Source organism: Brevibacterium sp. CFH 10365 (assembly GCF_009299785.1).
Lineage (GTDB): Bacteria > Actinomycetota > Actinomycetes > Actinomycetales > Brevibacteriaceae > Brevibacterium > Brevibacterium limosum.
This window is the reverse complement of the sequence record NZ_VIGO01000003.1, coordinates 196,974-218,519: the sequence shown is the minus strand read 5'-3', so window position 1 is coordinate 218,519 and position 21,546 is coordinate 196,974. Positions and strand designations below refer to the sequence as shown.

15 protein-coding genes and 1 tRNA gene are annotated in these 21,546 nt (G+C 66.5%); 11 read left to right on the top strand and 5 right to left on the bottom strand.

Going from position 1 to position 21,546, the window contains the following annotated elements; all coding sequences use genetic code 11:
• Positions 1 to 12: 12 nt before the first annotated feature.
• The 3 genes from FHG09_RS07165 to FHG09_RS19785 are packed head-to-tail and all read right to left on the bottom strand — an operon-like array spanning position 13 to position 1,831.
• Positions 13 to 993 carry a hypothetical protein gene (locus FHG09_RS07165; protein WP_152346967.1) on the bottom strand — a complete coding sequence of 327 codons (981 nt, stop codon included), beginning with the start codon at positions 991 to 993 and terminating at the stop codon, positions 13 to 15.
• A 41-nt stretch (positions 994 to 1,034) separates the two neighbouring features.
• Entirely contained in the window at positions 1,035 to 1,691 is a 657-nt protein-coding gene (locus FHG09_RS07160; RefSeq protein ID WP_152346966.1) for a TetR/AcrR family transcriptional regulator, read from the bottom strand.
• Positions 1,692 to 1,693: 2 nt separating this feature from the next.
• Positions 1,694 to 1,831 (bottom strand): hypothetical protein, encoded by a 138-nt coding sequence (locus FHG09_RS19785; RefSeq protein ID WP_193627303.1) that lies wholly within the window; start codon positions 1,829 to 1,831, stop codon positions 1,694 to 1,696.
• 69 nt (positions 1,832 to 1,900) lie between these two features.
• Between FHG09_RS19785 and FHG09_RS07155 the strand changes: the two genes are divergently transcribed.
• The gene (locus FHG09_RS07155; protein ID WP_152346965.1) at positions 1,901 to 4,843 is read left to right on the top strand and encodes an MMPL family transporter; all 2,943 of its coding nucleotides are present in this window, start codon (positions 1,901 to 1,903) and stop codon (positions 4,841 to 4,843) included.
• Positions 4,840 to 7,230, top strand: coding sequence for a YhgE/Pip domain-containing protein (locus FHG09_RS07150; protein ID WP_152346964.1), 2,391 nt, complete (start codon positions 4,840 to 4,842; stop codon positions 7,228 to 7,230). Before FHG09_RS07155 ends, FHG09_RS07150 begins: the two co-directional genes overlap by 4 nt.
• Positions 7,231 to 7,568: 338 nt before the next feature.
• Here FHG09_RS07150 and FHG09_RS07145 read toward each other — a convergent pair whose 3' ends face one another.
• On the bottom strand, positions 7,569 to 9,788 hold the full coding sequence (locus FHG09_RS07145) for an FAD/NAD(P)-binding protein (RefSeq protein ID WP_152346963.1): 2,220 nt from the start codon (positions 9,786 to 9,788) through the stop codon (positions 7,569 to 7,571).
• Positions 9,785 to 11,839 carry an LCP family protein gene (locus FHG09_RS07140; RefSeq protein WP_152346962.1) on the bottom strand — a complete coding sequence of 685 codons (2,055 nt, stop codon included), beginning with the start codon at positions 11,837 to 11,839 and terminating at the stop codon, positions 9,785 to 9,787. Before FHG09_RS07140 ends, FHG09_RS07145 begins: the two co-directional genes overlap by 4 nt.
• 804 nt (positions 11,840 to 12,643) lie before the next feature.
• Here FHG09_RS07140 and FHG09_RS07135 point away from each other — a divergent pair.
• The 9 genes from FHG09_RS07135 (at position 12,644) to FHG09_RS07095 (ending at position 21,502) form a co-directional block, all read left to right on the top strand.
• A tRNA-Ser gene (locus FHG09_RS07135) sits at positions 12,644 to 12,732 on the top strand.
• Between the two features lie 279 nt (positions 12,733 to 13,011).
• Positions 13,012 to 14,388 carry an NAD-dependent succinate-semialdehyde dehydrogenase gene (locus tag FHG09_RS07130; protein ID WP_152346961.1) on the top strand — a complete coding sequence of 459 codons (1,377 nt, stop codon included), beginning with the start codon at positions 13,012 to 13,014 and terminating at the stop codon, positions 14,386 to 14,388.
• 172 nt (positions 14,389 to 14,560) lie between these two features.
• Positions 14,561 to 15,154: a short chain dehydrogenase gene (locus FHG09_RS07125; RefSeq protein ID WP_152346960.1), complete on the top strand. Its 594-nt coding sequence runs from the start codon at positions 14,561 to 14,563 to the stop codon at positions 15,152 to 15,154.
• Positions 15,155 to 15,425: 271 nt separating this feature from the next.
• Complete coding sequence (locus FHG09_RS07120; RefSeq protein ID WP_227492610.1) at positions 15,426 to 16,139, top strand: GntR family transcriptional regulator; 714 nt, start codon at positions 15,426 to 15,428, stop codon at positions 16,137 to 16,139.
• 380 nt (positions 16,140 to 16,519) lie between these two features.
• On the top strand, positions 16,520 to 17,767 hold the full coding sequence (locus tag FHG09_RS07115; RefSeq protein WP_152346958.1) for an NAD(P)/FAD-dependent oxidoreductase: 1,248 nt from the start codon (positions 16,520 to 16,522) through the stop codon (positions 17,765 to 17,767).
• A gap of 105 nt (positions 17,768 to 17,872) precedes the next feature.
• Positions 17,873 to 18,775, top strand: a complete 903-nt coding sequence (locus FHG09_RS07110) for a dihydrodipicolinate synthase family protein (protein ID WP_152346957.1) — start codon at positions 17,873 to 17,875, stop codon at positions 18,773 to 18,775.
• 40 nt (positions 18,776 to 18,815) lie between these two features.
• Positions 18,816 to 19,907, top strand: a complete 1,092-nt coding sequence (locus FHG09_RS07105; protein ID WP_152346956.1) for a proline racemase family protein — start codon at positions 18,816 to 18,818, stop codon at positions 19,905 to 19,907.
• Between the two features lie 30 nt (positions 19,908 to 19,937).
• Entirely contained in the window at positions 19,938 to 20,675 is a 738-nt protein-coding gene (locus tag FHG09_RS07100) for an SDR family NAD(P)-dependent oxidoreductase (RefSeq protein ID WP_152346955.1), read from the top strand.
• A 50-nt stretch (positions 20,676 to 20,725) separates the two neighbouring features.
• Positions 20,726 to 21,502: an SDR family NAD(P)-dependent oxidoreductase gene (locus FHG09_RS07095; protein WP_152346954.1), complete on the top strand. Its 777-nt coding sequence runs from the start codon at positions 20,726 to 20,728 to the stop codon at positions 21,500 to 21,502.
• Positions 21,503 to 21,546: the final 44 nt, after the last annotated feature.

The following is a 21,546-nucleotide window of genomic DNA, read 5'->3' as shown; positions in this document are numbered from 1 at the left end:
CACGCGGTCGGTTCAGTCGGACTTCTCGGTCGCCTCTGCGGCTTCCTGCTCGCGCATCTCGATGACCGCGTCGAGGGCGGAGGCGATCGCATCATCGTTCTCCAGCGCTGCCTGGATGAGGCGCCATGGCACGAGGTCGAGGTTCTGATCGCCGATGACGAAGCGGATGAACGGCTGCTTGCTGCGCGGATCATCGGCTTCGAGTCCGGCACCGTAGCGCCACTGACCGAAGGCGGTTCGGCGCACCGTCTCACCGATGAAGCGCATGGCACCGGCGGTGAAGGGAGTCTCGTCCTCGGCGATCATGTCATCGGGGCCGTCGTAGCGGACCGCGACCTGTCTGCCCAGGCGGGCCAGGCTCTCCCGGTCGAAGCCCCACGAACTCGGGTCGGCCTGCTCCTGGGTCCAGGCGGCGATGCCCGGTTCGACGGTGCCGATGAAGCGAGAGAGGAATTCGACTTCCTCCTCGCTGGAATTCTCAGCATTGAGCACGCCGAGTGAGAGCCCCGTGCCTCTGCGCCGCGGCCGGCCGTCGCCGCCGAGGAGCTCCCGGGCCTTTTCGAGCACTGCGGTGAATACCTCGGCGCTGCGCTGATCGACGGCGGTCAGCACAATGCCGACCAATGGGATCGGCTCACCGGCGGCCGGGCCGTCGGCGTTGTCTGGCCGGATGAACGGCATCCCGCTGCCCGTCGACTCGTCGTGGTCCCAGACGCCGCCGATCGCGCGCAGGTAGGTTTCGCCGAGGTAGCGGATGAGTCCCTCGAAGAAGCGGCGGTGCTCCGGTTTGAGGATCTCTTCGGTGTTCGGGAACTTCGAGAGCACGAAGAGTTCGAGCATCGGCAGCGATTTCGGCCCGAAGTCCTTCGGGAACGCCACGGTCTCCCCGTCCTCCTTCTCGAAGGTCTCGGGCAGGTCGGCGAGGACGAACGCGCCGAGGCGGACGTCCATGTTGTTGATGAAAGCAGAGAATTCGCGCTGGAGTTCGTTCACGGGCACCACCTTAGTGCCTCGAACCACGTCGGTGAGCCTGCTCAGTCCCCGTCGCCGGGACAGAAGTCGATGAGATGCATGAGCACCTCGACGATGAGACCCGGGTCGATGTCGACGTGTTCATCCATCGCCTTGCCGGCCGCCGCGGAGAGCGCGATCCGGTTGAACACGGAGATGATGACCGTGAGGAAGTCGCCGATCGGCTGCTTCGGTGTGGCGCCGGCGACGTCGAGGGCCGTGGTCACCAGGGCCGCCAGCCGCTCGAACTGAGAGGCGTTGAGCTCGACGTAGCGGGCGTGGAGGTGGGGCACCCGCAGGCAGTAGAGCTCGATCTCCTGCTCGGTGATGGTCTCGGCCACGGTCTGCTTCTTCTCGTTGAAGACATCGTCGATGAACGTCGTCATCAGCGCCTTGATCTCCGGCGCCTCGGTCGTCGCGGTCAGCTGCTCTGTCCAGCGCTGAATCGTGGCGTCGAGACGATCGAGATTCTCCGAGGTGCGCATCTCGATGATCGCGAGCACCAGATCGTCCCGGCTGGAGAAGTTCGAATAGAACGCCCCGCGGGTCAGCCCGCCGGCCTCGCAGATCTCCTCGATCGAGGCGCCGTCGATGCCGCGCACGGCGAAGACCGAGGTGCCGGCTTGAACGAGGGTGGACCGGGTCTGGCGTCTGCGGGGACTGAGTTCGTCTGTGTTCATCGTCATTTCGTTGCAGTGGTCTCGGCGAGGGCCATGGCGGTGCAGGTTGCGGCGCCGGCGGCAGGGCCGGCCGTGATGGAGGGTCGGCGGGCAGGGCGGCTGAGCATCTCATGAGAATCCCCGCTCAATCTGGGATCCATTTGCATGGAGGGTGGGTATTGCACAACAATACAATACTGTATCCAATACACTTTTGTATCGAGGTCATCGTGTCAACTTTCCTCTATGCCCTGGGGCGCCGTGCGTATCAGGCACCCTGGCGGATCATCGCTGCCTGGCTTGTGATCTTCGCGCTCGTCGGCGCCGGAGTCGCCGCGTTCGCCAAGGACTTCGACGACGACTTCACGCTGCCCGGGTCCGAAGCTCAGACCGCGCTCGACTCGATGAAGTCGACGTTCCCCGAGGCGGCCGGTGTCGCGGCCTCCGTCATCGTCGTCGCCGATGACGGGGAGAAGGTCACGGACGAGAAGTACAGGGACGCGATCGCCGAGGAGGTCGAACGGCTCGAAGACCTCCCGCACGTCGACACGGTGACCTCCCCGTACTCCGACCTCGTCGAGGGCGCCATCAGCCAGGACGACTCGGCGGCCATGATCTCCGTCCAGTACGACGGCACTCAGCAGGACGTCGGCGAGGATGCCGGCGACAATCTCCTCGACGCCCTCGACCCGCTGCGGGCCGACCTGCCCGGGGCGCAGGTCGAAGGCGGCGGCGAACTCTTCCAGATCACCGGTGTCGAGATCTCCTGGGTCGAAGGCATCGGCGTCGTCATCGCCTTCATCGTCCTCCTGCTCACCCTCGGCTCCTTCCGCGCGGCCGGCATGCCGCTGATCACCGCGCTCATCGGCGTCGGCATCTCCGTGCTGCTCATCGTCGGGGGCACCGCATTCGCGACGATCAACTCCTCATCGATCATGCTCGCGCTCATGCTCGGACTGGCCGTGGGCATCGACTACGCCCTCTTCATCGTCTCCCGAGCCAGAGACCTCCTGGCCGAGGGCCACGACCCCGTCGAGGCGGCCGGACGAGCCGTCGCCACCGCCGGATCCGCCGTCGTCTTCGCCGGTATGACCGTGATGATCGCTCTGTTCGGACTCGCCCTGGCCGGTATCCCCTTCCTCACGATCATGGGCATCGGTGCCTCCGGCTCCGTCGCCGTGGCCGTGATGATCTCGCTGACGATGGTCCCCGCCCTGCTCGGCCTCGTGAAGTCGAAGATCACCCCGAAGCCGACGAAACGCTATCGGAAGGCCCACGCCGCGGCCGCTCGGCGGGCGAAGAACGGCACAGCCGCCTCGGCGGAGGACTCATCGACCGGCACCGAGGCGACCGCCGGTTCCGCGTCCCCCCTCGCCGAGGTCAGCGACCCGGCAACGCGGGAGCAGATCGCCGCGGAAGCTCGCGCCGAGGCCGGCGACCCGTACCCGCCGACGATCATGAACAAGTTCTTCGCCGGGTGGCTCAGGGCGGTGACGAAGATTCCGCTGCTGACGATCATCGTCATCGTCGGCGGGCTCGCGCTCTTCGCGATCCCCGCCACCCAGCTCCAGCTGTCCCTGCCCACGGCCGGCGACCAGGAGGAGGGCACGCCGGCTCGCGCGACCTACGAGCTCATCGACGAACACTTCGGACCCGGCTACAACGGGCCCCTGGTGATGACGAGTCAGATCGTGACCAGCGACGACCCGCTCGGCGACGTCGAGGACATCGAGAAGCGCATCGAGGACGTCGACGGCGTCGAAGAGGTCATCATGGCCACCCCGAACCGCGACGCCACGACCGCGCTGTTCCAGATCATCCCGACCACCGCCTCCGATGACCCGGCCACCCTCGACACCGTCGACCGGCTGCGCTCCCTCAGCGACGAGATCGAGGACGACTTCGACTTCGACACCGCCGTCACGGGTGCCACCGCGATCCAGATCGACGTCTCCGACCAGCTCGGCAAGGCGCTGCTGCCCTTCGGCATCTTCGTCGTCGGACTCTCCATCATCCTGCTGATGATGGTCTTCCGCTCGATCGCGGTGCCGCTCAAGGCCACCGGCGGCTTCCTCCTGTCCGTCTTCGCCTCCTTCGGCACGGTCGTCCTCGTCTTCCACGACGGACTCTTCGCAGCACCGCTGGGCATCGACTCGACGGGGCCGGTCATCAGCTTCCTGCCGATCATCGTCATGGGCATCCTCTTCGGACTGGCCATGGACTACGAGGTCTTCCTCGTCTCCGGAATGCGCGAAGCCTATGTCCACGGCTCGTCGGCCAAGGACGCCATCAGGGCCGGATTCGCCTCCTCCGCCCGCGTTGTCTCAGCCGCGGCGATCATCATGTTCTCGGTCTTCGCGGCCTTCGTCCCCGCGGGCGAACCGATCATCAAATCGATCGCGCTCGCTCTGGCCTCGGGCATCTTCGTCGACGCCTTCCTCGTGCGCATGTCGCTCGTGCCGGCGATCATGCAGCTCCTCGGCGACAAGGCCTGGTGGCTGCCGAAGTGGCTCGACCGGCTCCTGCCCAGGCTCGACGTCGAGGGTGAGGGCCTCGCCCACGAGGTGGCCCTGCGCGATTGGCCGGAACCGGACTCGGACTACCGGGTCTACGGACGCGGAATCGGCGTGTACTCCGGTGACCGCGGCTTCGCCCGCGTCGACATCTCCCTGCTGCCCGGGCAGATCCTCGTGGCCAGCGGCGCCGCCCGCCGGGCCCTCCTGCTGGCCGTCTCCGGCCGCGTCGGACTCACGGCCGGAGAGATGAAGATCGGAGCGCACGTCCTGCCCGAGCACGCCGGACGGGTCCGCCGTCAGGTTCCCTACCTCGACCTCAATGCCGGTGACGGCAACCGGGGGATGCGTTCACGGGACCTGTCCCGGTGGGCCGCCTCGGCGCCGGATCTCATCGTCATCGACGGTGCGCAGCACCTCACCGAGGAGGCCGGACGCGGGCTGCGCGACCTCCTGCCCGATCTCGCAGCCGACGGCACCACCGTCGTCCTCGGCCTGCCCGACGGGGATGTGACCGGGATCCTCAGCTCCGAAACGAACTACTTCCACCTCGACCTCGACGAGGCTCGACCCGATGAGCGAGGCGGAACCGACAGCGAATCAGGCGGCGAACACACTCACGCCGTCGACAGCACCAACATGGAAGGCGTGCAGTCGTGAGACTCGAACGTGCGAACTCGAAGCGGCCGGTGAACTGGCTGTCCCTCCTCGGCCTGGTCCTCATTCCGATCATCGTGGCGGCCGGATTCATCCTCGCCACCTGGAAGAGCGGCGATCGTCTCGAGACCATCGAAGCCGCCATCGTCAACAACGACGACGGGGCGAAGGTCGACGGCGAGACCGTTCCGATCGGACGGCAGCTGACCAGCGGACTCGTGGGTGAGGACGCGAACAACATCCACTGGGTCATCACCGACGAAGAGGATGCGCAGAAGGGGCTCTCCGACGGCTCCTACGCCGCGCAGCTGACGATCCCCGAAGGTTTCTCCCGCGCTGTGACCTCGGTCGACGATGCACAGTCGGCGACGCAGACGCAGCTCGACGTCGACGTGTCCGGCACCGCTCCGGCGCTGGATACGCAGATCTCCCGCTCCGTCGCCGAGGTGGCCCGGACGACGTTCAACACGGAGATGACAGAGACCTACCTCGACAACATCTACCTCGGCTTCAACAAGATGGGCGAGCAGATGAAGGACCTCGGCGACGCCGCCGGGGAACTCGACAAGGGTGCCGAAGGACTCAAGGAAGGCACCGGAGAGTCCGCCGAAGGTGCCGGTGAACTGTCCAAGGGCATGGACGAGCTGGGCCGGTCCGGCGGCGAACTCAAGACCGGTGCGACCGACCTGTCGAAGGGCGCCGGAGACCTGTCGAAGGGCGCCTCGGAGATGTCCGGGGGGCTGAACAAGCTCGACGAGCAGACGTCGAAGCTGCCCGACAGCACGCAGAAGCTGGCCGACGGGTCCGGTGAGCTCTCCGACGGTGTCGACGAATACACGAAGTCCATCGACCAGATCATCAAGGGCTTCACCGGTTCCGGTGACTCGGGTGAAGGCGGCCTCGGCGAGATCACGAAAGGCGGCAAGGAGCTCGAGAAGGGCGCCGAGGGCGTGTCCGAGGGAGCCACCGGCCTCTCCGACGGACTGCACCAGTACCGTGACGGTCTGCAGGAGGGCGCCGACCAGGCCGACCAGCTGGCCGGTACGAAGCCTGATCTCGACGGGCTCGTCAAAGCGGGCATCATGACCGAGGCCGAGGCGAACCAGGCGCGGGCCGAGATGTGCCCGACCGGCACGCCCGACCAGGTCTGCAAGGGCATCGAACAGGCCTATGCTCAGGGTCTCCTCAACGGCACCTCGGGCGGTCTGAACCAGGCCGTCGACGGTCTCGAACAGGAGAAGGACGGTTCCTCCCTCCTCGGCGGGTCCGATGACCTCGCCAAGGGTGCTTCGGAGCTCTCCGACGGTGTCACCAAGTTCGTCAAGGGACTCGAGGACGGCCTCGGCGACCTGATGAAGGGCATGGAGGACATCTCGAAGAACGCCCCGAAGCTGCTCGAAGCCTCGAAGGGTCTGCGGCAGGGTGCCGCCGGAGTCGCCGACGGCAACGAGCAGCTCGCCGACGGCATGCCTGCCCTGTCCAAGGGCATCGGGAAGGTCGCCGACGGTTCCTCCGAACTCTCCGACGGCGCCGGTCAGCTCAGCGATGGGCTGAACGAATACAGCACCGGGGTCGGCAAGTACACCGACGGCGTCTCCGAAGCCGCGACCGGCACCTCCGAGCTGGCGGCGGGACTGGACAAGCTCGATGAGGGCACGGACAAGTACGCGAAGGGCGTGAGCAAGTTCGCCGACGGCGTCGAGGACGGCGCGGACGAGGTGCCGTCCTACACGGCTCCGGAACGTGACCGCTTGGCCAAGGTCGCCTCGGCGAACATCGAAGCTCCCGACACGGACAGCGTGACGGATGTGCTGGCCGGATCGACGATCGCCCTGCTGATCATGCTCGCTTTGTGGATCGGCGGGCTCGTCACCTACACGGTGCTCAAACCGATCCCGGCCTGGGCGCTGCTGTCGACGAAGTCCTCGTTCGCCGTGTGGGCGCGCGGACTGCTGCCCGGACTGGTCGTCGGCGTGCTGCAGGCACTCGTGCTCTCGATCCTCGCGGTCACCGTGATGGACATCGACGCAGTCCAAGGTTTCGACATCGCGGTGCTCACCTTCGTCTCAGCGATCGTGTTCATGATCCTGAACTTCGCTCTCGTGGCGTGGTTCGGAGGAGTGGGTCGGTTCCTCTCGGTCATCGCCGTGGTGTTGGCCGTGGCGGGTCGGACGATTGGAGCGGTGCCGCAGTTCTTCGATCTTCTCGCGCCGATCCTGCCGCTGACCCCGGCGATGAACGGCTTCGCTGCGATCGCCGCGGGCACGACCGGACAGGCTGCCGCCTACGGCGGACTGTTGGCCTGGGCGGTCATCGGCATCGTGATGTCGCTGCTGGCCATCGTCCGAGCCCGGACCACGAAGCCCGAAGCCGCCCTCGAAATGGCGTAGCCGCGCGGGGTGCGGGTCGGCGCGGCCCGGCCCGGCGCGTCTGCGAACAGCCCAGTGTGAGTTGAATAGCCCACGTTTGAAGCTGGGCAGTTCACCTAAGACTGGGCTGTTCGCGTTTGGTGCTCGGCTGCTGAAGGCTGTTGTGGTCCGGGTTCCTCTGGACGCATCACGTTCTTCGGTGAGCAGTTCAGAGGAAGATGTACCTTTTCCACTCCCGAGCCTTTCGCCCCCGAGCCATCGGGCAACACCGGCACGGAGGCCGCGGGTGGAGCTTCCCGAATCGGTGCCCTGCCTCGCATCGTCTCAGCCCCTGGTACCCGGTGAGAGCCTGCGGGACTTCAGAGGAGGTCGAGGATCGCCTGGGCGGCGGCGTGCGAGTCGTGGAGCGTGGCCGCATCGGTGCCGGGGTTCGCGGCGATCGCCAGACCCCACTGCTTCGACGACAGTTGGATCGACAGTGCGAATCGGCGCGGGTGGACGTTGCCTTCGACGTCGATCGTGCGATAGGGCCGAGGCGTGAGCGCGAGCCCGTTGAGGAACTTCTCCCGACCGTCGTCCAAGGTCAGACGGGCTGCGGTGAGCTGACCGCGCTCAAGCATCCCGTACAGCAGGACATCCGCTGCGCGCGAGACGGAGTTCGTCGGGGACGCGGCATCGATGACGACGCTGCCCGTGATCTCGCCGGCGGCCTGCGCCGAGGTGACTGTGAAGATCTCCGGTCGCGGCCCTTGCGCCTTCGCACCGGGCACCGCATCGGCGTCCGGTTCAGGCGCGACGAGCGCATCCGGGTTCTCCTCAATGCGCATATCGGGGCCGATGAACGACACGATTCCCGCCTCGGCGAGGGCGAGCAGTTCGGCGATCCGCTGCGGGGGAGGCCCATCGCAGATGCCGGAGACGAAGCCCTCGAACCAGCCGAGGATCTCCATATCGATGCTCACGCGGTCGATGTGACCTGCGACGATGAGCTCCTTGAGCAGCAGCCGCGACTGCCACAGAACAGTGAAGAGCGCCTTCTCCGGGCTGCCGGTCGGACCCGCCAGGGAGCTGCGCAGGTCGGTGCGCAGGAAGTCGAGCATCCACTCGTGCAGAGACCCGGGCTCGCCGGGTTCGCGGCTGGTGAACAGCTCACCTTCGAGCGGGTTGAGCAGAGTGTGCAGGGACATGCGGTCGGCGGGATCGGGCACGAGTGCCTCTTCGATCTCCGACCAGGCGAAGGCTTCGCGGGTGACGCGACCGTGGCGGGCGGCCTCCTCGGTGGTCGTGGCGCTCGCCGCTGCACGAACGGCTGCAGCGGCCCGAGCCTCGGAGGCACCGCCTTCACCCGCTGCTTGCGGGTGCGTCTCCTGCCAGGTGCGGCGGGTCAGGTGGCGCGAGACCGCTTCACCGATGGCTTCGCGCAGCTGGCCGGGATCATCGGTGAACGCTTCGGGGCGGACCTGTGAGAGCGTGTGATAGTACGCCAGGCGCAGGTCGGCGAGGATGAGCGGCCACAGCTGATCGTTGAACCGGGCACCGGCCCTGCGTTCCCCGTCGAGGTCCTCGAGCCCGGCGAGCAGCGCGATGTTGTCCTTCGTGAAGTACCGCAGCGGCCAGTCTCGGCGCGGGTGTTCGTGACAGATCGGTTTGCTGCGATACGGGATTCCGCGTCGCGAACCCAGCGCCAGCCGCGGTTCTTCACCGCTGGGCACATAGCGCAGCTGACTGCCGGGTTCCGGTTCGAAGCGACCGCCGCGCTCATGAGTGAACAGGGTCTGCAGGTCGAAGTAGTTGAGCCCCATGCCACGGACGATGACCCGCTCCCCTGGGGCCACCTCGGCGACGGGGGTCTCCGCGGGCAGACCCTGCGGCAGGTAGAGCCCGCCATGCAGTTCGGCGAATGCGGCGAGGCGGGCACGCTCCTCCGGCTGGGCGCTGGGAATGTGGCCGACGGCGAGCACGACGGCGCCGGCCACGATCGTCGTGCCGTTCTGGCAGCGCACGAGCTGTTCGGGAACCGTGGCCCGCGATCCCTGAGACGCCGGCTCGGGGAGGTCCATCGTGGGCAGATCGATGACGGATTCGGCCCTCGTCGGGTGTTCGATGATCTCGATGAAGTCCGGTGCACCGGCGCGGATGCGCCGGTAGGCGTCGCGGAGGTAGCGACCGTAGAGGCTGCGGCTGGGGAAGGTCGAATGGAGGGGTTCGGTGCCGCCGTCGGCGAGGTACCACTCGCCCATGGACGGCCCAGTCGGTGCTTCGCCGGGGTCGAGGAAGGTGCAGCTGGAGTCGGGGAAGACGGTCTGCTCGGCGATGGTGGTGTTCATCAGCAGGGACTCGGGCTGGTCGGTGCGCCACACGATGCCCGCACCTGGTGGGTACGGATCGATGAGGTGGATGGTCAGCGCGGGCTCGGCGGTGCCGTCAGCTGAGCGGCGGGACACGCCGGATCCGCTGCCTGCGGGCTCGGCGCGGTCAGCGAAGCGTCTCGTCGCCAGCGCCACGAGCCGCTCCAGAACGGTGAGACCCCGCGGTCCGACCCCGATGATCGCGACCGCGGGGACGGGAGATTCGTTCACCCCTGCTCGCCGGTTCCGCCGTTGGGCCCGGGGTAGCCGGGGAAGTCGTCACCGGGCTTGAACCCCTTCGGGTAGCACTTGCCTTCGGCGTTGGGCTCACCCGGCGTCGCCGCTTCGGTGGCGTCCGCCTCGGCGCCGGACTCATCGGTGGAACCATCCGCGGAATCGGCCGTGTCCTCCGTGGTGCTGTCCTCAGCGGCGCTGTCCTCGGTCGAATCCGCGCTGTCCTCGGACTCCTGGGACTTGCTGCCGTCGTTCGTCGGCTTCGGGGTCTCTTCGCCGTCGGATGCGCCCTTGACCTCGCCGCGGATCCAGTCGTGGAGGACGTCGTAGTCGGGGTCGTAGGTGGGGGTGACGTCGTTGTTGATCTGCACCGTGGTGACGTCTCCCTTCTGCATCATCATGGCGAGTTCGATGAACGCCGGGATCTCGTTCTGCGGAATCGAGGTGGCGATGTTCCGCGTCGCGGAGTTCGCGAGCTTCGGATAGGCCGTGGCGATCTCCTGCGGGTCGACCTGCTCGAGCGTGGTCTTGAGCATGCGCTGCTGGCGGCACATGCGGTCGTAGTTGTCGCTGCCTTCGCGGGAGCGGACGTACCAGAGTGCGTCCTTGCCCTTGAGTGTCTGCGGGCCCGGATCGACCCAGCCGTAGACCTCGTTCTTCACACCGGACATCGACTTTCCGCCGCCCATGGGGATCGGGCGTTCGACGTCGATCTTGACTCCGCCGATGGCGTCGACGACGTCTTCGAACCCGGCCATGTCGACCGAGGACCAATAGTCGAGTTTGAGGCCCAGAGAGCCTTCAACGGCCTGCATCGTCGCCCACATTCCCGGTTCGAGCCCGTGCGGGTTGCCGATCTGGTCGGGGTTCTGTTCGCCCCACTGCCATACGGCGTTGATGAGGTCTTGGGACGAGTCACCGGAGGGTCGGAATCCGTCGGGCCAGGCTTCTTCGAGTTCGCTGCCTTCGGGGAAGACCGGGAACGCGAGGTTTCGGGGGACGGAGATGAGCGCGGCATTGCCGGTCTTCGTGTCGATGGAGGCCACGAGCATCGTGTCCGGGCGGGTGCCCTCACGGTCGTCGCCGTTGTCGCGGCCCATGAGGAAGACGTTGATGTAGGGCTTGTCCGCCCACAGGTCCTCGGCACTCTCGGACTTCCCGGTGCTGTCGCCGAAGAGGCTGGCCACCGTGTCGGACTGCACGCGGGCGAAGACGGACCCGACGCCCAGCGGGATGCCGATGATGAGGGCCAGGGAGACGACGAGGACGCCGGCCAGCTTATTCTGCCAGGGCCGGTATCGGTGCCCGCGGCGCAGCCCGAGGTGGGACACGATCATCACGAGGATCCAGATCACGGCCACGAGCACGGCGGCAATGGCGAGGAAGTTCAGCAGCGAGGGGCTCGCGACGACCGTGGCGACCGCGCGAACCGGTCCCTTGACCAGCAGATAGACGAGACCGACGAGCAGAGTGAGAACGAAGAGCCCGAACACGACGAGACCCGCGGGCCGGAAGCGTGTGCGCAGCAGTCCGACTCCGGGCAGGAGGGTGCTCAGCGAAGTCCAGCCGACGAGGCTGGGGAACGTCTCGCCGAGGCGGGAGGAATGACGGCGTGCCCGTCCCGGTGCGCGACCGGTCGGCTTCCCGTCGGAAGTCGAGTTCGCGCCCTCGGAAGCGGTTCCGGCAGATGATCTCCCGGCAGAGGCAGCTGTGGTTCCCGCGCCGGCCGCTGCTGCGCCGGCCGCTTTCCGGCCTGCCCGTGCCCCGGACGCCGATCTCCGGCCTCGGCCCCGGGACTCGGCTGAGCGCTGCTGACGGGCATCGCGGCGCGTCGTCGGAGCGGAGGCTCTGTCGGCACCGTCGTCCGAACGGTCGGAGTCGTGGGAATCCCTCGCCGAGGCGGCCGATTCGTCCCCCGCGAATGTGCGCGGGGCGTCGTGCGCAGAATCAGGGTCCGAACCGGTGCCCGATTCGTCTTGTGTGTTCGAGCTTGCCGCGGCGGCCACTCCGGCTGCCGAAGCGCCGCTGGCGGCGGCAGCACGCAGCATGCGGGCTTCGCGGCGAGTGCGCGGAGCGATAGGGCGCGGCGGCGGAGCGTGCGGCGACCGGACCGGTGATCCCTCCCCGCGGCTGCTCTCGCCGAGCCTGTAGCCCGACGAGTCGCCGGATGGGCGAGAGTCCGTCCGGGAGGAGCGGTCGGCACGTGTCTCGGAGGTCGTCTCGGGGGTCCGGTCGGAAGACTGGCCGGAATTCGTGCGGGACCGGCGAGGATTCACTGCCGAGGTGGGCCGCTGCTGCGAGTCACCGTGCCGGGAATCCGGCCCCTGAGGGTTCGACTGCGGTGTCGAGTCACTGTCACTGGCGGCGGTGTCGCCGCGGAAGCGAGGGCGAGAGGAGGCGCGGAGCCGACGACCTGTCGTCCGGGAATCGGGGTCGCTCCCATGCGGTCCGCGCTTGTCAGGGGGAAACTCTGGCAAGTTGTCTACTCCTCAAAAACTGTCTACTCGTGCAGTACGGCCCGCTCGCCGTTCTCGTTTCCGGCGCAGGGCACACCGCGGCAATCGGATTTCCGACCGGTGTTCCTGCGGGAAAATGAGTTCAGACCGCAAAGCACTTCACGCCGATTTTACGCCCGGACATTGATGAATGCTGGAATTCCGGTGTGGGGGAGCGGTACAAAGGGGACGTTCGGCCCGAATTCGCGCGCGTCACAGGTCGACTCGACTATGACGAAGCCCACTCTCGGCGTTCGCGCTTTGCCCTGGATGGCTCCTTTCCCTTAGGCTGTATTCCGTAGTGCTGGAGGGTCTGTTACCGCGCATTTCGCCGGAACGGATCACTGCATTGCAGATGGAGTCGTGGCTGAGCGGCCGAAAGCGTCACCCTGCTAAGGTGAAGTCCTCCAATAGGGGGACCGTGGGTTCAAATCCCACCGACTCCGCGTTGTGCAGAACCCCTGCGATCCGAATCAGATCGCAGGGGTTTTTGCGTGCCCGACTGTCTTCGCCGGGCCGTGGCCTCCTCGCCCGGTTCCCTTTGAATCCAGTTTGTCATACAATGCTTGGAAGAGCGTGCCATAGTGTTCGCTGATTCCACCGAAACGATATCTCGCGGTCGGCCGTGCTCGCGACTGCCGCATCAAACCGCTGTATACGACCACCGCGCGACCGATCTGAACCACCGGACAGCGATCGCGATGACTTCCGAGGAGCCGAATTCAATGTCGAACTATCGCGTCCAGAATCCCGCGACCGGGCAGGTCCTCGAGACCTTCCCCGAGGCCACGGACGCTGAGATCGAGTCCACCGTCACCGCCGCTCACACCGCGTACCTGACGTGGAAGGACACTGATATCCAGGAACGGGCGGGGATCGTGCGCCGGGCCGCGGAGATCTTCCGCGAACGCAAGGACGAGCTCGCGAAGACGATCTCTGCCGAGATGGGCAAGTCCTATGCCGAATCCGTCGACGAGGTCGAGTTCGCCGCCGACATCATCGACTACTACGGAGTCCACGGTCCCAGCCTGGCCACGGACTACCAGATCCCGTCGACGATTCCGGGCACTGCTCGGATCGAGGCTCTGCCGATCGGCGCACTGCTGGGTGTGATGCCGTGGAACTTCCCCTACTACCAGGTGGCCCGGTTCGCGGCCCCGAATCTCGTGCTGGGCAACACGATCATGCTCAAGCACGCCGACATCTGCGGGCGTTCGGCGCTGCTCATCGAAGACATCTTCGGCGCCGCCGGTGTGCCTGAGGGCGGATACTCGCACCTGTTCGCCAACCACGACCAGATTGCTGCGATCATCGCGGACCCGCGGGTGCAGGGCGTGTCTCTGACCGGATCGGAACGTGCCGGTGCGATCATCGGTGCCCAGGCCGGCCAGAACCTCAAGAAGGCCGTGCTCGAGCTCGGCGGGATCGATCCGATGGTCGTTCTCGACGCCGACGATGTCGCCGCGGTCGCCCGCGGGGCCTGGGAGTTCCGGACGTACAACGCCGGGCAGGTGTGCAATTCGAACAAGCGGCTGATCGTCATGGATGACATCTATGACGACTTCGTCGCCGAACTCGTCAGGCTCGGCTCCGGGCTCACCCCGGGCGACCCGGCGAACCTCGGTGAGGGCGAGTATGTGCCGCTGTCGTCCCGTGCTGCCGCGGAGACGGTTGATGCGCAGGTGCGTAAGGCAGTGTCCGAGGGTGCCCGGGTGCTCATCGGCGGGGAGCTGGGTGAGGGTCCGGCTGCGTATTATGCGCCGACGGTGCTCGTCGACGTGCCCAGGGATTCCGAGTCGTATGGGGAGGAGATCTTCGGCCCCGTGGCTACCGTGTATCGGGTGGCCAGCGACGAGGAGGCTCTCGAACTGGCCAACGATTGTGCCCTCGGCCTGGGTGGTTCGGTGTTCTCGACCGATGAGGGTCGTGCCGATCGGGTGGCCGCTCGGTTGGAGGTCGGGATGACGCACGTGAACACGATTGCCGCGGAGGCTGCAGAGATCCCGTTCGGTGGGGTGAAACGGTCCGGGTTCGGTCGCGAGATGGGCCCGATCGGAATGGGCGAGTTCGTCAACAAGCGCCTCCACTTCATCGCGAAGTAGACCCCGGCGATCGACGTTCGGCCGCCGGCACGGGAGGCGACCGGGGAGAGGGCTGGTCGAACCGAGAAGCATCCCCTAAACTCAGGATTGTCAGTCAAAATGCCGATGACTGACAATGCAGCACATTGACCGAACGGTTGATGAGACGTCTGAACCAAGCAAGGAGGTCAGGATGAAGATTCTGTTGGTAGGATCCGGCGGGCATGTCGGAGGCGTGGCACGCGACGAATTCGAACAGCGCGGTCACGACGTCATCAGCGCCACCCGTTCGACCGACCCGGGAGTCGACACCTCGGACGCCGAATCGATCTCGAACCTTCTGCGGTCGGTCGGCGCCGTGGATGCGATCGTCATCGCCGTTGGTGCGGCTGCATTCAAGCCGGTCACCGAACTCACCCGCGAGGACTACGTCGCAGCGTTCACCTCGAAGACACTCGGGCAGATCGAATTCGTCACCCAGGGTCTTGATCACCTGACCGATGGCGGTTCGATCACTTTCGTCACCGGAGTGCTCAGCCGCGAGCCCATTCCGACCGCCTCCGCTGCGGCCATGGCCAACGGCGCAGTCGAATCATTCGTCATATCTGCAGCGCCCGAGCTTCCGCGCGGGATCCGCATCAACGCGGTCAGCCCGAATGTGCTCGCGAACTCTCCGCACTATCACGACGCCTTCGCCGGAATGACCCCGGTGACGGACGAGGCGGTGGCGAACGCCTTCGTGCGCTCTGTCGAAGGCAACGTCACCGGTCGCATCCTGACTGTCTGAGCCGGTCAGGCTCTTGTCGACAGGTCGTTCTGCGCTCAACAGACGAACTGTTCCTTCTGGGGCCGGTGAATTGCTCCGACGCTCTCGAGGTCCTCAGCCTCAGCGTCGGGGCGATCTGCCGAAATCCGTCCGATCGGCAGCAGTTCAGTACAATTGCTTTCGGGCGGTCAGACAATGTGCAGGAAGACGCGCGCCGGTTGAGTCGGCGTCGCATTCCTGAAGCGACACCAGCCCGATATCGGATCAGCCGCAGCGAGAAAGCAGTCGAAGAGTGGAGCCGCTGGACACAGAGAGAGGCGCGACAGACCGTGTATCCTCGCGTCGTCCCGCGTCGAACACCGAGCGCCGACAGCGCGTGATCGACGAGATCAAGCGCCGCATCGTGCTCGGCGAGCTCACTCCCGGTGAGAGGATCATCGAGGCCGACCTGACGTCATCGCTCGACGTCAGCCGCCCCACCGCTCGGGAAGCGCTCAACCAGATGGCTCGCGACGGTTTCCTCATCCAAGAGGCCTACCGAGGCCTGCGGGTGGCGAACATCGAGGTCGATTCGATGCTCGAGATCGCTCGCGTTCGCGTCGCCCTCGACACCGAAGCCATCGACGAGATCCTCGATGACCCCACGGGGGAGCGGATGGCTCGCCTCGAGGAGATCTGGGAGCGCTTCGAAGGCGAAAGCAGCGAAGCCGATCCGCTCGCCGTCCATGAGGCGCACATCCGATTCCACCGCGGCATCTGGGAAGCCGCGGACAACTATCTGCTCATGCGCATCTGGCCGGTCGTCGAAGCTCAGATGACGATCATCCTCGCCTACGACCAGTTCACCAGACGAGATTCCGGACGTGCCCACGCCATCCACGCAGCGCTGATGCGCGCGATCCGCAGCGGCGACCGCAGCCGCATCCGCACCGCGCTCGATGTCCACACGATGGACAGCGCGCAGGAGCTCGCCCTCTTGGTCTCCGGCGCCGCCGACAAGGACTGATTCCTGACCGCGCGATCGCCGCATTCCTGACATTGCCGTCCACACCGGTGCTCCTCTTCCCTCTTCGCAGACTGGCGAAGGAGGAGCGCATGTCGCCGGCGAGAGCTTCGGAATCAGCGGACCCCACCTCGCCGAGGCGGGTCCTCCGGCACGTCGCTTCATCGTCTGTGCCGACTCTTCGCGCCCGACCGGGTCCGCTGTCCGCCGACCCGCCTCCGCACTGCACGGGACTCGCCCGGACAATGCCCATCATTCACAGAGGCGAGAGGGATTGACGCTTCTGTGAACTGTGCGTAGCGTATTCCTCAAGAGATTGTCATACAATAATGGCATAGACAGCGTGGCTGAATGACAGCCAGGACACCAATGGAGGGAACCGAATGAGGACTGTCATCGTCGGAGGAGGCGTGGTCGGGCTGACCACGGCCTATGAGCTGGCCAGGCGCGGCCATGACGTCACCGTCATCGAAGCCGGACGCTGCGGAGCCGGCGCCTCCCACGGAAACGCCGCGAAGATCGCCATCGCCGAGAGCACCCCGGTTCCGGCCCCAGGGGTTCTGCTCCAGGGAATTCGGTGGATGCTGAAACCCGACAGCCCGCTGTCGATCCGACCGTCGCTTGCTCCCGGCTACCTCAAGTTCCTGCTGCAGATGGCCACACACTGCAACGCGCGTGACTTCGAAGCCGGGCTGGACCTCCACCTCCGCCTCGGCGAAGACGCGAACGATCTCTTCGACGAGTACCAGACTCAGGGCATCGACTTCGAGATGCACGACCGCGGTGTGCTGCTGGCCTTCGAGACTCGGGAGCGCTTCGACGAACACTGCGCGAGCCTGCCCGCGTTCGAGGCCGCTGGTCACCGACCGCAGCGACTGCACGATGACGAGGTCCGCGAGGCCGAACCGGCACTGAGCGACCGGATCCGCCACGGTCTCTTCTTCCCCGCCGACCGGCAGATCGAACCCGACTCCCTGACGGCGGGCCTGCTCGCGAAACTCGCTGATCTCGGCGTCGTCGTGCGGGAGAACACCCGTGTCGGACGCTTCATCCGCTCCGGCGACGCCGTGACCGCCGTTGTCACCGCAGACGCCGAGGTCATCAGCACCGACGCGCTCGTCATCGCCGCAGGTGTCCCCTCGGGTGCCATGGCGGCCGAACTCGGGCAGAAGCTCCCGATCTACTCGGGCAAGGGCTACAGCATCGACTACTCACCGGCCCCGATCCAGCTGCGCACATCACTGACACTCGAAGACGCTCGCGTCGCCGTCACACCGCTCGACGGCATGCTCAGGCTGGCCGGCACGATGGAGTTCGGCAGCAAAGACGACGGGGTCAACGACGTCCGTGTCGGCGCGATCCGCCGGTCTGCTCAAGAAGCTTTCCGCGACTGGGGCGAGGGCGCCGGCGAACAGGCCCCGTGGGCCGGGTCGCGGCCCATGACCCCGGACGGCCTCCCCGTCATCGGCCGGATCGATTCCGTGAACAATGCGTATATCAACTCCGGACACTCGATGCTCGGCCTGACGCTGGCACCCGGCTCTGCCCGGCTGCTCGCCGGACTCATCACCGACGGCGGCTCGACTCTGCCCGACGACCTTCTCGATCGCGTGTCCCCGAACCGCTTCTGAACGCAGACTGCTTCGCCTCCTCGACGACCCAGCCGCCACCATCACCCGGTCCCATCGCCACTTGACCCCAACACCGCACATTTCCGAACAGAGCAGGAGAGATCCATGACCACACAGCAGTTCACCGGCGTCCTCGCCGCCGTCGTCACCCCGTTCACCGCCGACGGATCGGCCATCGACGTCGACGGCATCCGCCGCCAGGTCGATCACATCGTCGCAGGCGGAGTCCACGGCCTCGTGCCCGGCGGATCCACCGGGGAATTCACAGCCCTGACCGTCGAAGAGCGGAAAGCCTCCAACCGCGCCTACATCGACGCCGCGGCGGGACGCGTGCCTGTCGTCGCCGGCACCGGAGCCCTGAACACGGCTGAGACGATCGAGCTCACGCGCGACGCGAAAGACGCCGGTGCCGACGCCGTGATGATCGTCCCGCCCTTCTACGACGCTCCCGACTTCGACGCTCTCATCGCCCACTACGCGTCCGTCACCGAGGCGGTCGACATCTCGATCATGTACTACAACATCCCGGCCGCGACCGGGGTGGAACTCAGCGCCGAACAGCTGGGTGAACTCGGCCGTCGCACAGGTGTGACCAGCTATAAGGACACCGGCGGAGACTTCCCGAAGTTCACCGAGGTCCGATTCGACCAGGCCGAGGACATCCAGGCGCTCAACGGCTGGGACACACTGACCTTCGCCGCCTTCGCCCTCGGTGCAGAAGCGGGAGTCTGGGGCGCCGCCAGCATCATCCCCGGTCTCTGTGCCGAGCTCTATCAGGCCGTCGTCGTCGATAAGGACCTCGATCGCGGTCGTGAGCTGTGGGCGAAGATCAATCCGATCTGTGTCTTCCTCGAGTCGCACAACTATGCTGGCGCCATCAAGACGGGAACGGCTCTAGTCGGCGTCGACGCCGGCCCGACCCGGTTGCCGATCCTGCCGCTGGCCGACGAATACGTCGACGAGCTGCGCGGTCTGCTCCGTGACGCAGGCGTCACAGTCGTCGCCTGAGACGAACAGAGACCGGCAGGAGCTCCTGAATCGAGGAAGCGTGAAGAACAGACAGATCATCCAAGCCGTCGATGTCCATGCCGCGGGAGAACCGGGCCGAGTGCTCCTCGGCTCGAACCTCAGGGTCAAGGGTTCGACCATGGCCGAGAAGCTGCGCTACTGCGAACAGAATCTCGAGGAGTTCCGAACCCTCATCCTGCAGGAGCCGCGCGGCTATCCGGGTCTGTGTTCGCCGATCGTCGTCGCTGCGACAGATCCCAGCTGTGACTTCGGGATGATCGTCATGGAGCAGGGCGGGTTCAAACCTATGTCCGGGTCGAATCTCATCTGCACTGTCACGGCCCTGGTCGAAACCGGCTCCGTCGACGTCACCGAGCCTGTCACCGAGCTGCGTGTCGACACGGCGGCAGGCGTCGTGACCGCTCGCGCAGAGGTGGTCGACGGCCGTGCGAAGAAGGTCACTTTCGACAATGTGCCGGCCTTCGTCCACGGACTGGATCTGCCTCTCGACGTGCCCGGCTACGGAACGGTCCCCGTCGATGTCGTCTTCGGGGGTCAGTTCTACGTGCAGACCGCGGCGGAGAACCTCGGAGTGGATCTGGAAGCGGAGAATGCGAAAGAGATCATCCGGGCGGGCAGCGTGCTGCTGCAGGCGGCGAACGAGGCGTTCGACGTCCGGCATCCGCTCATCCCGGAGATCGACAGGATCGGGCTGCCGATGCTCCACGGTCCCGCCCGGACCGCCGGCACCGATGGTCGCAATGCCGTCGTGCTGCCCAGCGGCGTCGTCGCTCTCGACGACCCGAGCACGTGGACGGGCACCCTCGACCGTTCTCCGTGCGGAACCGGCACGAGCGGTCGCGTGGCCGCCAAACATGCTCGCGGTGAGCTCGCTGTGGGACAGGAGTTCGTCCACGAATCGATGATGGGAACGACGTTCACCGCCGAGGTGAAGGAGACGACGACACTCGAAGGACTGCCCGCCGTGATCCCGTCGATCAGCGGTCGCGGATGGATCACCGGCTTCCAACAGCTTGTCGTCGAGGCCGATGATCCGTTCCCCGCCGGTTACACCGTCGGCGACATCTGGGGCCGTGGGGTCGGTCGGACGACGGCCGGCACCGACGGCTGAGGACACTGAACGGCAGGAGAAGAGCCACTCATGGAACTGCAGAATCGCACGATCATCGTCACCGGGGCGGCCGGCGGCATCGGCTCGGCCATCACCGCCGCCTGCGCCAGGCAGGGAGCTCGGGTGGCCGCAGTCGACCGTGTCGAACCCGCGATTCCGGACGATATCCCGGCCGACACGGTCGTACCGTTCCTCGCGGACCTGTCCGAGTCCGCCGGCTGCGCGGATCTGATCGCCGAGGTGGCCGACCGCCTCGGCGCCGTCGATGGGCTCGTCAACTGCGCCGGGGTGATGCGCAGAGGTGACCTGCTCGAGATCGACGAGGATGACTGGGCGGCGACCTATGCCGTCAACGTCGACGCCGTCATGCGGCTGTGCCGGGCGGCGCTGCCCTCGCTCAAGACTGCCGAGTCTGCGTCGATCGTCAACATCGCCTCGCAGTGGGGACTGCAGCCGGCCGGCGGGCACATCGCCTACAACAGCTCGAAGGCCGCTGTTGTGTCGCTGACTCGCAGCCTGGCCCGGGATTTCGGCGCACACGGGGTGCGGGCCAATTCGATCTGCCCCGGTGAGATCCTCACCCCCATGCTGCAGCAGAAGCTCGATGACCACGGCATCGCAGAATCGGAACTCGCCTCGTCGATTCCGCTCGGGCGCCTCGGTCGACCCTCCGAAGTCGCCGAACTCACGACGTTTCTGCTCAGCGACCGTGCCTCGTTCGTCTCCGGTGCGGCAGTCGAAATCGCCGGAGCTGCGCAGGTGGGCTGAACCGCGGCCTCACACGGTGGGGCAGTCATTCCCCGGGAACAGGAGAGACCATGTCTGAACACACGACCGGGCCCTTGCAGGGCAGACGGATCCTCGTCACCGGAGCGTCGAAGGGAATCGGCGCCGCGATCGCCCGCGCCGTCCATCGTGACGGCGCCGAGGTGGCCGTCCATTTCAATTCGGACCGAACCGGCGCCGAGGCGCTCGCCTCCGAACTCGGCGATCGAGTCCACCTCGTCCACGGCGACCTGTCCGACCGCGAAGCTGCGACCCAGGTCTGGTCCGCAGCATCCTCGGCGATGGGCGGAGTCGACACCCTGGTCAACAATGCCGGTGCCTGGATCGCCTCACCGCTCGAAGCGGAGGACGCCCGAGCCGATGGGAAGGATGCGTGGGCAGAGGGGTGGGATGCGAACATGCAGCTCAACCTGCTCTCCGCCGCCGATCTCTGCCGGGAGGCCCTGCTGACGTTCCGTGAGCAGGGCGGGGGAGCGGTCATCAACATGACGAGCCGCTCGGCCCATCGCGGCGACGACGCCGAGCACCTGGCCTATGGTGCGGCCAAGGCCGGTCTGCTCAGCCTGACGAAGGGGATCGCGCGAGGCTACGGCCGCCTCGGTGTGTGTGCCTATGCGATCGCACCGGGCTGGGTCGATACCGGACTGGCGGCCGGAGCGGTATCGGACGAAGTGCTGGCGGGGCTGCCCCTGCGCGAAGTCACCCCGCCGGAAGATGTGGCCGAACTCGTCGCGTTCCTCGCCTCGGGCCGGGCTCGCCACCTGACCGGCCCGACCATCGACGTCACAGGCGCGGACTACGTGCGCTGACTTCGGCTCGTGAGCGACCTGCCCGCCTGAAGCGCTTGGGCCCC

What these genes read in the sequence shown, in the direction of transcription:
- FHG09_RS07160 (WP_152346966.1), bottom strand. Translation starts at nt 1,691, where the DNA reads ATGAACACAGACGAACTCAGTCCCCGCAGACGCCAGACCCGGTCCACC.
- FHG09_RS19785 (WP_193627303.1), bottom strand. Translation starts at nt 1,831, where the DNA reads ATGGATCCCAGATTGAGCGGGGATTCTCATGAGATGCTCAGCCGCCCT.
- FHG09_RS07140 (WP_152346962.1), bottom strand. Translation starts at nt 11,839, where the DNA reads ATGCTGCGTGCTGCCGCCGCCAGCGGCGCTTCGGCAGCCGGAGTGGCC.
- FHG09_RS07130 (WP_152346961.1), top strand. Translation starts at nt 13,012, where the DNA reads ATGTCGAACTATCGCGTCCAGAATCCCGCGACCGGGCAGGTCCTCGAG.
- FHG09_RS07125 (WP_152346960.1), top strand. Translation starts at nt 14,561, where the DNA reads ATGAAGATTCTGTTGGTAGGATCCGGCGGGCATGTCGGAGGCGTGGCA.
- FHG09_RS07115 (WP_152346958.1), top strand. Translation starts at nt 16,520, where the DNA reads ATGAGGACTGTCATCGTCGGAGGAGGCGTGGTCGGGCTGACCACGGCC.
- FHG09_RS07110 (WP_152346957.1), top strand. Translation starts at nt 17,873, where the DNA reads ATGACCACACAGCAGTTCACCGGCGTCCTCGCCGCCGTCGTCACCCCG.
- FHG09_RS07100 (WP_152346955.1), top strand. Translation starts at nt 19,938, where the DNA reads ATGGAACTGCAGAATCGCACGATCATCGTCACCGGGGCGGCCGGCGGC.
- FHG09_RS07095 (WP_152346954.1), top strand. Translation starts at nt 20,726, where the DNA reads ATGTCTGAACACACGACCGGGCCCTTGCAGGGCAGACGGATCCTCGTC.